Here is an 11073-nt window from a genome sequence, read left to right as displayed (position 1 = left end):
CGCGTGTTCCTGCTGGTCGACGGAGACGATCCGGCCGTCCGCGCCGAAGATGATGCACCGGCTGGACGTCGTGCCCTGATCGATCGCGGCGATGTGGTTCGCAGTCATTGGCGGGATCCTCGGCTCTGGAACAGGAGTGGGAGCGGTGGGGCTGACGCTGAGTCAGTCCCCGGACCCGTGGGTCCGGCAAACCAGCCCGCCCGGCGCCGCCGACCGTTCCCGAGCTCACTGTTCGACAATGTCGACCAACGCCCGGAAGCCAACAGCAGCCGGACCACCCGCGTCAAGGAGGTGTGACCGACACCCCGTCAACCGTCTCCCGCCGACGCGTGATCAGAACCGGTGCGCCCCCAGATCGCGGGAGATCGCCCGGGCCGCCGTCCGCACCGACGCCACCAACGAGGCCCGCGGGACGCCGTCCTGACAGACCGTCTCCACCGCCCCGCTGACGCACACCGCGCCCACCGGGTTGCGCCGCCGGTCCTGGATCAGCGCCGCCACCGAGGCCACCCCGTCCCAGGTCTCCTCGACCGAGTCCGCCCAGCCGCGCTCGCGCACCAGCTCGCACTCCGCGTCCAGCTTGACCGGGTCGGTGACCGTCCGCGGGGTGAACGCCTCCAGCGGTCCGTCGCCCAACTCCCCGCGCGCCACCGGGTCGTAGGCCAGCAGCACCTTGCCCAGCGCGGTGCTGTGCAGCGGCTGCATCGAGCCGACCTCCAGCACCTGGCGGGAGTCGTCAGGCCGGAAGACGTGATGGACGATCAGCACGCCGCGCTGGTGCAGCACGCCCAAGTACACCGTCTCGCCGGCGGCCCTGGCCAGGTCGTCCGCCCAGACCAGCGCGCGGGCCCGCAGCTCGTGCACGTCCAGGTAGCTCTGGCCCAGCCGCAGCAGCTCCGCGCCCAGCTGGTACTTGCCGCTCTCCGGGTCCTGCTCGACGAACCCCTCCTGCTGCAGCGTCCGCAGGATCCCGTGCGCCGTCCCCTTCGCCAGGCCCAGCCCCGCCGCGACCTCCGACAACCCGAGCCGCCGCTCCCCGCCCGCCAACAACCGCAGAATCGCGGCCGCCCGCGACAGCGACTGGATCGCCCCAGGCACCGGCCCACCTCCACCAACACCGGTCGACAATGCCGACCCAGCCCGAAATCGTTGCCTGAACCGTACTACCGCCACCCGGACCCGCCGCCGACCTGCCCCGGCGCAGCCTGGCCCCGCCGTCACTCTGCGCTGCGCGGCTCCGTCACCCAGCCCGCCATCAGGGCCAGGCCCGTCGGCCGGTGTACCGCCAGGAAGGCGAACGGCCGCTCCAGGCGCAGCTCGGCGCGGCGGACCCGGAACACCGCGGGCGGGGCCATCGCCGCACTGCGGGTCATCGCCACCACGGTCACCGCACCGGCCTCGAACCCCGCGTCCGTGAACGCGGCCATCGCGGACTGCCGGGCCTGCGACACCCGCAACGGCGTGGTCGAGCAGATCCCCGGGAAGCCGCCCTCGGCGCACGCCGTCTCCAGACCGAACAGCGCGGGCCTGGCCAGCAGGTCATGATCGGCACGCACCTCGAACGCCACCGTCCGCAGCGCACCGCGATCACCGGGCCGGGTCGCCCCCACCGACTCCAGCGCCAGGCCCGGCCACTGCGCACCGTCCGGCAGCTCCGCCACCGGCACCCGGACCGCCGTACCCGCCAACAGCTCGAAGCCCGCGGCGGCCACCGTGTCCAACGGGGCGTCAGGAGCGCCGAGCAGCAGGTGGACGTCGACCTCGCCGTCGCCCGCGACCCGCACCTCCGTCACCGGGCCGGCCGCGGTCTCGGCCACCGCGATCCGCTCGAACAGCTCCGAGCCCTCCAGCGACAGGCCGGCGAGCCACCGACCTGCCCACGGCCCGGACCCGGGCCGCAGCCGCACCGGCTTGAACGCCCGCGCCCAGCGGGTGCGCACCGTCACCGCCGAGGCCAGGACCAGCAGTGTCGCGGGCTTGATCCGCACCGGCAGCTCCGGGATCAGCCCGCCCGTCTCGGTCGCGGCCCACTCGTCCAGCATCCGTTGGTCCGCGGCGAGGTCCCCGCTCAGCCGGCCCCACACCGAGGGGCCGACCAGCGCCGCCCACCCGGGCTCCACCGCGAGTGCGTCCGCCGTCCACAGGCCCAGTGCCGCCGCGCAGCCCGGCACTCGCCGGAGTGCCGCGATCACCTCGCGGGCCAGCGACGGAGCCTGCTCCGCCGGAAGCCCGAGCGCCACCGCCAACTCCCGCGCCACCACCGGGTCCGCCCCACCCGCGAGCATCCCCAGCAGCGGCCACACCCCGACCGCCGTCCACACCTGCCCGGCGCCGCCCGCCAACTCCCGCCCCCAACGCGCCCCGAGCGCATTGACCAGCCCGACCCCGTCCACCACGACCACCCCAGCCCGCTCGACGACCTCACATCCTGGCGCACCACAACCGCAACGCGGCCCCACTTCCCATCGCCTCGCCTGCGCCCACCTTCCCCACGCACGTCGCCGAGCCCGTTCCCGTCTGCCCGCTGTGGCCTGTGGTCCTCGGCTCTTGCCGACTCCGCGACCCCGTCTCGCAAGGTACGCAGCTGGTCTCCTCCCGGCGCAGCCGCCTTCCCCGCTACCGGCTGTGTCGCCTGCGGCCCTCGTCTCCCGACCCTTGCGGACTCCGCGACCCGTCTCGCACGGCACGTGGGCCGTCTCCTTCGCGGCGCCGCCCGCGGCAGTAGCCCGTTCCCGTCCGCCCGCTGCCGCCTGCGGGTCCACATCTCCCGGGGCCTCGCGGACTCCGTGTACACAGGCGCTCTCCTCCCGGGGCAGCCGACCGCACCCGCCTTCCCCCCCCGCGCGTCAGTGAGCCCCTTCCGAGCCGTTCGCCCCCGCCTTCCCGGACCCCGCCCTCCCGGCTACTCCCGTACCCTCGCCGCGAGTTCGGCGATCTCCGTCGGCCCGACCCGGCAGCAGCCGCCGACCAGGCGGGCCCCCGCCGCCAGCCAGTCGCCGACCTGCTCGGCGCGGAACTCGCCGTCGCCGGTCCAGTCGCGGGCGGCGGCGTCCCACCCCTCGCCGCTGTTGGGGTAGGCGACGGCCGGCCGGCCGGTCACCTCGGCGGCGAGGGCGACCGCCGCTCGCACCTCCGCCGGCGCGCAGCAGTTGACCCCCACCGCGACCACCTCGGGGACCTCCGCCGCCACCGCGAAGGCCTCGGCCAGCGGCTCGCCGCCCCGGGTGCGGCCGCCCGCCGCGCCGAACGAGAACCACACCGGGAGGCCGAGCCCGTGGACGCACTCGGCCAGCACCCGGGCCTCCAGCAGGTCGGGCACGGTCTCCACGGCCAGCACGTCCGGCCCGGCCGCCGCCAGCGCGGCCAGCCGCGGCCGGTGGAAGGCCGCCAGTTCGGCGGCGCTCAGCCCGTAGTGGCCCCGGTACTCGGACCCGTCCGCCAGCACGGCGCCGTACGGGCCGACCGAGGCGGCCACCCAGCGTCGCTCGCCGTCGCCGAGCTCCGCGGCGACCTCCTCCGCGGCCTGCCGGGCCAGCTCCACGCTCAGCGCGAGCAGCCGGTCGGTCTTCGCCGGGTCCACCCCGCGCAGCTCGAAACCCGGGTAACTCGCCTGGTAGCTGGCGGTGGTGGCGACCTGCGCGCCCGCCTCGAAGTACGCCCGGTGCGCGGCGACCAGCTGATCCGGCTCGTCCAGCAGCAGCCGCGCCGACCAGAGCGCGTCCGACAGGTCGCAGCCCTGCGCGGCCAGCTGGTTGGACAGCCCGCCGTCCAGGACCACCGGGCCGTGCGCGAGCGCCGCAGTGAACTCCATCCCTCCAGCCTGCACCCGGGCCGCGCCGAAAGCGATTCGGTCACAGGACAAGCGCCACCACCGCCGTCGCCCGCCGCAGCACCGCTGACACACCGTCACCGCCGGCCCGCCCGCCGACCCTTCCGCAACGCCCCCGCGCCGTCACCCGTCCGGACTACCATCCAAGGCATGACGACCCAGCCGTCCGACCGTCCGACCCCCTTCGGCCCCAACACGCACTGCCACTTGTGCGGCACGCCCTACCCGGCCGGCACCCTGGCCTGGCCCCGGACCTGCCCCGGCTGCAGCGAGATCAGCTACCGCAACCCGCTCCCGGTCACCGTCGCCCTGCTGCCCGTGCACCACCCGGACGGCGACACCCGGCTCACCGTCATCCGCCGCACCATCGAACCCGGCTACGGCCGGCTCGCCCTCCCCGGCGGCTACATCGACTACGGCGAGAGCTGGCAGCAGGCCGCCGTCCGCGAACTGCGCGAGGAGACCGGCATCCTGGCCGACCCGGACGAGGTCCGCCTGGTCGCCACCGACTCCGACACCCACGGCGGCTTCCTCTGCCTGTTCGCGCTGCTCCCGCCCCGCAACCTGGCCGAGCTGCCGCCCTCCGTCCCCACCGACGAGACCGACGGCTGGCAGCTCGCCACCGTCGACACCCCGCTCGCCTTCCCCTTCCACACCCGGGTCGCCCGGTCCTGGTTCGACGGCGAGTTCACCCACCACTGACACGCGCTACCGCCCGAGCACCGCCATCGCCGCGTTGTGCCCGGGAATCCCGCTCACCCCGCCGCCGCGCACCGCACCCGCCCCGCACACCAGCACCCGCGGGTGCGCGGTCTCCACACCCCACCGCCCGAGCACCGCGTCGTCCCGGAACGGGAACGCCAGGTCACGGTGGAAGATGTTGCCGCCCGGCAGCCGCAGCTCCGCCGCCAGGTCCACCGGACTGCGGACCTCCAGGCACGGCCGCCCGTCACCGTCCGTCGCCAGGCAGTCCGCCAGCGGCTCCGCCAGGACCCCGTCCAACGCGGAGAGCACGCCGTCCAACGCCTCCTGCCGCACCCGCTCCGGGTCCTCCGCGAACAGCCGGGCCGGCAGCTGCAGCCCGAACAGCGTCAAAGTCTGCCAGCCCCGCGCCACCAGGTCCGGGCCCAGGATCGACGGGTCCGCCAGCGAGTGGCAGTAGATCTCGGACGGCGCGGGGGAGGGGAGCCGTCCCGCCGACGCCTCCTGGAAGGCGTCCTCCAACTCCCGGTACGACTCCGCGATGTGGAAGGTCCCGCCGAACGCGTCCCGGACGTCCACCGCCGAGTCCCGCAGCCGCGGCAACCGCGTCAGCAGCATGTTCACCTTCAGCTGCGCCCCCTCCGGCGCCGGGCCCTCCGCGGCCTCGCCGAGCATCCGCGCCAGCTCCACCGGCGCCGCGTTGCCCAGCACCCAGCGCGCCCCGACCCGGTGCTCCACCCCGTCCGCGTCCCGGTACCCGACCTCGGCCGGCGTGTGCGCGCCGCCCGGATCGACCGCCGTCACCTCACACCCCGTCAGCAACTCCGCCCCGCCGGCCCGCGCCGCCTCCGCCAGCGCCCCCGTCACCGCACCCATCCCGCCGACCGGCACGTCCCAGTCCCCGGTCCCGCCGCCGATCACGTGGTAGAGGAAGCACCGGTTCTGCCGCAGCGACGGGTCGTGCGCGTGCGCGAAGGTCCCGATCAGGGCATCCGTCAGCACCACCCCGCGCACCGTGTCGTCCGCGAACCGCCGCTCCACCGCCTCCCCGAGCGGCCGCTCGAACAACTCCGCCCACGCCACCGGGTCGTCCACCCGCGCCCGCAGCTCCGCCCGCGAGGGCAACGGCTCCACCAGCGACGGAAACACCCGCTCCGCCACCCGCCCGGTCATCCCGTAGAACTCCCGCCACGCCGCGAACTCCCCGTCCCCACCGGTCAGTTCACGGAACGACGCGGCGGTCCTGGCCTCGTCCGCGGCATCCACCAACAACCCCCCGACCCGCCCGTCCCGCTCCCACGGCGTGTACGAGGAGATCCGCCGCCGCCGCAGCTCGACCCGCACCCCCAGCTCCCGGACGATCCGCCGCGGCAGCAGGCTCACCAGGTACGAGTACCGCGACAACCGCGCCGCCACCCCCGGGAACGCCTGCTCCGACACCGCCGCCCCACCCAGGTGCCCCAACCGCTCCAGCACCAGCACCCGCAGACCGGCCCGCCCCAAGTACCCGGCCGCCACCAGCCCGTTGTGCCCGCCACCCACGATCACCACGTCATAAGCCACCGTCATCCCGCCGTCCTACCACCTCCCACCCGCCCCCACCACCCACCACGCGGCACCACCCGCACGCCACCCCCACCGTCCCTGGACCCCCGGACGATCACGTGGCATGGTCTGCACCGTCAGCACCCACGGACGACGGCAGGCCACAAGCCACCCCCGTCCCCACCACCGGCCTGGAGACCACCACGTGAGCACCCCTCCGACCCCCCAGGACCAGCAGCCGCTCTGGCGTCCCGACCCCGCCCGCGCCGCCGCCAGCCGCCTGGTCGCCTTCCAGGCCTGGGCCGCCGACCACCACGGCGCCCCCGCAGCCCCGCTCGCCCCCACCGCCGACGACGCCGAGGCCGCCACCCGCTACGCCGACCTCCACCGCTGGTCGACCGAGGACCTCCCGCGCTTCTGGACCGCCGTCACCGAGTACTTCGACGTCCGCTTCCACACCGCGCCGACCGCCGTCCTCGCCGAACCCGCCACCATGCCCGGCGCCGTGTGGTTCCCCGGCGCCACCCTCAACTACGCCGAACACGCCCTGCGTGCGGCCGAGGACCCCGCCAACGCCGACCGGCCCGCCATCCTCCACCTGGACGAGCGCACCACCGAACCCGTCGCCACCAGCTGGTCCGAGCTCCGCCGCCAGGTCGGCTCCCTCGCCGCCGCCCTCCGCGCCCAGGGCGTCCGCCCCGGCGACCGGGTCAGCGCCTACCTGCCCAACATCCCGCAGGCCGCCGTCGCCCTCCTCGCCACCGCCGCCGTCGGCGCCGTCTGGACCAGCTGCGCCCCCGACTTCGGCGCCCGCAGCGTCCTCGACCGCCTCCAGCAGATCGAACCCACCGTCCTGTTCGCCGTCGACGGCTACCACTACGGCGGCAAGAACCACGACCGCACCGACGTCGTCGCCGAACTCCGCCGCGAACTCCCCACCGTGCGCACCGTCGTCCACGTCCCCCTGCTCGGCACCCCCGCCCCCGAGGGCACCCTGCACTGGGACGACCTCACCGCCGCCGCCACCGACCCCGTCTTCGAACCGGTCCCCTTCGACCACCCGCTCTGGGTGCTCTACTCCTCCGGCACCACCGGCCTCCCCAAGGCCATCGTGCAGAGCCAGGGCGGCATCCTGGTCGAGCACCTCAAGCAGACCGCCCTCCACCTCGACCTCGGCCCGGACGACCGCTTCCTCTGGTACACGTCCACCGGCTGGATGATGTGGAACTTCCTGCTCGCCGGCCTGCTCACCGGCACCACCGTCATCACCTACGACGGCAGCCCCGGCCACCCCGACACCGGCGCCCTCTGGTCCGTGGCCGCCCGCACCCGCGCCACCGTCCTCGGCACCTCCGCCGCCTACGTCATCGCCAGCCGCAAGGCCGAACTCCACCCCGGCCGCGACCTCGACCTCAGCGCCGTCCGCTGCATCGGCACCACCGGCTCCCCGCTCCCGCCCGACGGCTTCCAGTGGATCTACGACGAGGTCAAGCCCGACGTCTGGCTCGCCTCCGTCAGCGGCGGCACCGACGTCTGCTCCTGCTTCGTCGGCGGCGTCCCCACCCTCCCCGTGTACCTCGGCGAGATCCAGGCCCCCTGCCTCGGCGCCGCCGTCGAGTCCTGGGACCCGGCCGGCCACCCGCACACCGACACCGTCGGCGAACTGGTCGTCACCAAGCCGCTGCCGTCCATGCCCACCGGCTTCTGGAACGACCCCGACGGCCACCGCTACCACGACAGCTACTTCGACACCTACCCCGGCATCTGGCGCCACGGCGACTGGATCACCGCCACCTCCCGCGGCACCGTCGTCATCCACGGCCGCTCCGACTCCACCCTCAACCGCCAGGGCGTCCGGATGGGCTCCGCCGACATCTACGAGGTCGTCGAACGCCTCCCCGAGATCGCCGAATCCCTGGTCATCGGCCTGGAGGAACCCGACGGCGGCTACTGGATGCCGCTCTTCGTCGTCCTCACCCCCGGCGCCGTCCTGAACGACGACCTCACCGGCCGGATCCGCACCTCGCTGCGCACCGAACTCTCGCCCCGCCACGTCCCCGACGAGGTGATCACCGTCCAGGGCCTCCCGCACACCCTCACCGGCAAGCGCCTCGAAGTCCCGATCAAGCGCCTGCTCTCCGGCACCCCCCTCACCCAGGCGGTCAACCCCGGCTCCGTCGACAACCTCGACCACCTGCGCTTCTTCGAGCAGCTCGCCACCACCCGCAAGCACTGACCGGCACCGGTCGGAAAAGGCCCCGAGGGGCCGCCACCACCCCCCACGGTGGCAGCGACCCCTCGGGAGTCACCAGGACGCGAGCGCGCTACTCGCCGCCCAACGCCTGCCGCGCGGAAACCCGCGCCTCCTCTGCAGTATCCGCCGCCAACGCGGCCTCCGCCGCCTCCTCACACTGCGCCAGCGTGAACTTCCCCAACTCCGCGCGCACGTACGGGATCGCCGCCGCCCCCATCGACAGGCTGGTCACCCCGAGCCCGGTCAGCACACAGGCCAGCAGCGGATCCGACGCCGCCTCGCCGCACACCCCGCAGCTCTTCCCGGCCGCCTTCGCCGACTGCGCCGCCGCCGCGATCAGATCCAACAGCGCGGGCTGCCACGGATCCTGCAACCGCGCCAACGCCCCCACCTGCCGGTCCGCCGCGAACGCGTACTGCGCCAGGTCGTTCGTGCCCAGCGAAAGGAACTCCACCTCCTGCAGGATCGACCCCGCCCGCAGCGCCGCCGACGGAATCTCCACCATCGCCCCCACCTTGGCGACCAGCCCCACCTCCCGGCACGCCACCGCGAACGCCCGCGCGTCCACCCGGTCCGCCACCATCGGTGCCATCACCTCGAGCTGCACAGTCAGCCCCTCGGCCGCCTTCGCCAACGCCCGCAACTGCGCCCGCAACACCTCCGGGTGCTCCAACAGCGTCCGCAGCCCCCGCACCCCCAGCGCCGGATTCGGCTCGTCCGCCGGCGTCAGGAACTCCAACGGCTTGTCCGCCCCCGCATCCAGCACCCGCACCACGACCCGCGACTCCGGAAACGCAGCCAGCACCTTCCGGTACGCCTCGACCTGCTTCTCCTCGGTCGGCGCCTTCGCCGAGTCGTCCAGGAACAGGAACTCGGTCCGGAACAGCCCGACCCCCTCCGCCCCGTGCTCCAACGCCGCCGGCAGATCCGCCGGACCACCGACGTTCGCCAGCAACGGCACCAGGAACCCGTCCGACGTCCGCCCCGGACCGGACGAGGCCGCCAACGCCGCCTTCCGCTCCGCCGCCAACCGCCGCAACTCCGCCTGCCGCCCGGCCGCCGGCTCCACCACCACCTCGCCGCTCGACCCGTCGACCGCCACCACCACCCCCTCCGCCAACTCCGTCGCCCCAGCCAACGCCACCACCGCGGGCACCCCCAACGCCCGCGCCAGAATCGCGCTGTGACTGGTCGGCCCGCCCTCCTCCGTCACGAACCCCAGCACCAAGGTCGGATCCAGCAACGCCGTGTCCGCCGGCGCCAGGTCCCGCGCCAACAGCACATATGGCTCGTCGCTGTCCGGCACCCCCGGCATCGGCACCCCCAACAGCCGCGCCACGATCCGGTTCCGCACGTCATCCAGGTCCGCCACCCGCCCCGCCAGGTACTCACCCGCCGCGGCCAGCAACTCCCGGTACGCCGCGAACGCGTCGTACACCCCCCGCTCCGCCGTGCTCCCCGCCTCGATCCGCCGCCCCACGTCCGCGATCAGCTCCGGGTCCTGCGCCATCAGCGCCTGCGCCTCCAACACCGCCTGCGCCTCACCCCCCGCCAGGTTCCCGCGCGCGATCAGGTCCGCCGCCACCGCATCCGCCGCGGCCTGCGCCCGAGCCTGCTCCCGCGGGACGTCCACCTCCGCGGCCGGAGCCGCCGGCGGCTCCAACACCGCGGTCCCCATGTGCCGCACCGGCCCGATCGCGACCCCGAGGCTGACCCCCACGCCGCGCAGTGTCCGCTCCATCGCCGAAACCCCTTCGCCCGTCAGCCGTCCGTCAATTCCAGGTGAACAGCTCGCCGCCGGCCGTGACCTCACCGGACTCCGCCACCGCCGACAACTGCTCCGCCGACGCCTCCAACGCCACGATCGGCGAGATCGGCGACTTCCCCTTCGCCTCCACGTCCGCCGGGTTCCACTTGATCACCGGCTGCCCCCGCCGCACCCGGTCCCCCTTGTGCACCAGCAGCTCGAACCCCTCCCCATTGAGCTGCACCGTGTCGATCCCCAGGTGAGTCAGCACCCCGTGCCCGTTCTCGTCCATCACCACGAACGCGTGCGGATGCATCGACACCACCTGCCCGTCCACCGGCGCCACCGCCTCGATCGGCTCCCGCACCGGATCGATCGCCGTCCCCGGCCCCACCATGGCCCCGGCGAACACCGGGTCGGGCACATTGGCGAGCCCGACAGCGCGACCCGCGAGCGGCGACGTAACAGTGGTCATGGTGGAGCCTCCCAGGTACGGAGTACATCGCGTGCGGCCGCGGGGGAGCGGCCCGTTGATCGACTGAACCCAAATTACGTCAACTTCGGACAACCCAGGACATAAGGCCCACACGCCACCCGGGTGAAGATCACCCGCCCCGCATCCCACCGCACACGAACCGACTCGCCCACGCCCCCATCACCAGGCCCCACACCCTCAAGTGGTCTAGTCCTCTTGGCCAACCCGCCGCACTCTACGGCATCCGGGTGACCCCCCACGATCCCCTGTCACCCGCCCGCCTGGGCCCATCCGGGTGACATCGCCCCGCCTCGATTAGGTGCTCGGCCACGGACCCGCTATCGTTGGCGAAGTCGCCGCGAGACGGCGGTTAATGGAGCAAGTCGGACACGTAAAACCTCGGATAAAACCGGGTAAACAGTCTGGTAAGCTTCAAACACGAAAGAACGAAGCGCCCGGAGGGTCGGTCGGAAGGCCGCCTGAAGGAAGTGTCCGTTCCTTGAGAACTCAACAGCGTGCCA

Annotated in this window: 8 protein-coding genes; 2 read left to right on the top strand and 6 right to left on the bottom strand. The window is 73.9% G+C overall.

What is annotated here, in order from left to right:
* Positions 1-333: 333 nt before the first annotated feature.
* The 3 genes from ACWD4U_RS34155 to mmuM all read right to left on the bottom strand — a co-directional run bounded on the left by ACWD4U_RS34155 (position 334) and on the right by mmuM (position 3811).
* A complete protein-coding gene (locus ACWD4U_RS34155) occupies positions 334-1098 on the bottom strand; it encodes an IclR family transcriptional regulator (protein ID WP_363462009.1) in 765 nt (254 codons plus the stop codon).
* Positions 1099-1217: 119 nt separating this feature from the next.
* On the bottom strand, positions 1218-2393 hold the full coding sequence (locus ACWD4U_RS34150) for a serpin family protein (protein WP_363462011.1): 1176 nt from the start codon (positions 2391-2393) through the stop codon (positions 1218-1220).
* 509 nt (positions 2394-2902) lie between these two features.
* Positions 2903-3811, bottom strand: a complete 909-nt coding sequence (mmuM, locus tag ACWD4U_RS34145) for a homocysteine S-methyltransferase (RefSeq protein WP_363462013.1) — start codon at positions 3809-3811, stop codon at positions 2903-2905.
* Positions 3812-3979: 168 nt separating this feature from the next.
* Between mmuM and ACWD4U_RS34140 the strand changes: the two genes are divergently transcribed.
* On the top strand, positions 3980-4531 hold the full coding sequence (locus ACWD4U_RS34140; RefSeq protein ID WP_363462015.1) for an NUDIX domain-containing protein: 552 nt from the start codon (positions 3980-3982) through the stop codon (positions 4529-4531).
* Positions 4532-4537: 6 nt separating this feature from the next.
* Here ACWD4U_RS34140 and ACWD4U_RS34135 read toward each other — a convergent pair whose 3' ends face one another.
* On the bottom strand, positions 4538-6100 hold the full coding sequence (locus tag ACWD4U_RS34135; protein WP_363462017.1) for a phytoene desaturase family protein: 1563 nt from the start codon (positions 6098-6100) through the stop codon (positions 4538-4540).
* 181 nt (positions 6101-6281) lie between these two features.
* On the opposite strand from ACWD4U_RS34135, the gene ACWD4U_RS34130 reads away from it, so the two are divergent.
* Complete coding sequence (locus ACWD4U_RS34130; RefSeq protein WP_363462019.1) at positions 6282-8312, top strand: acetoacetate--CoA ligase; 2031 nt, start codon at positions 6282-6284, stop codon at positions 8310-8312.
* A gap of 88 nt (positions 8313-8400) precedes the next feature.
* Here the strand turns inward: ACWD4U_RS34130 and ptsP are convergent, their stop codons facing one another.
* Complete coding sequence (ptsP, locus tag ACWD4U_RS34125; RefSeq protein ID WP_363462021.1) at positions 8401-10071, bottom strand: phosphoenolpyruvate--protein phosphotransferase; 1671 nt, start codon at positions 10069-10071, stop codon at positions 8401-8403.
* Between the two features lie 31 nt (positions 10072-10102).
* A complete protein-coding gene (locus ACWD4U_RS34120) occupies positions 10103-10552 on the bottom strand; it encodes a PTS sugar transporter subunit IIA (RefSeq protein WP_363462023.1) in 450 nt (149 codons plus the stop codon).
* Between the last annotated feature and the right edge of the window lie 521 nt (positions 10553-11073).

It is taken from the genome of Kitasatospora sp. NPDC002522 (assembly GCF_053595195.1).
The sequence above is the reverse complement of the archived record's forward strand: the minus strand, read 5'-3'. Positions and strand labels throughout refer to the sequence as shown.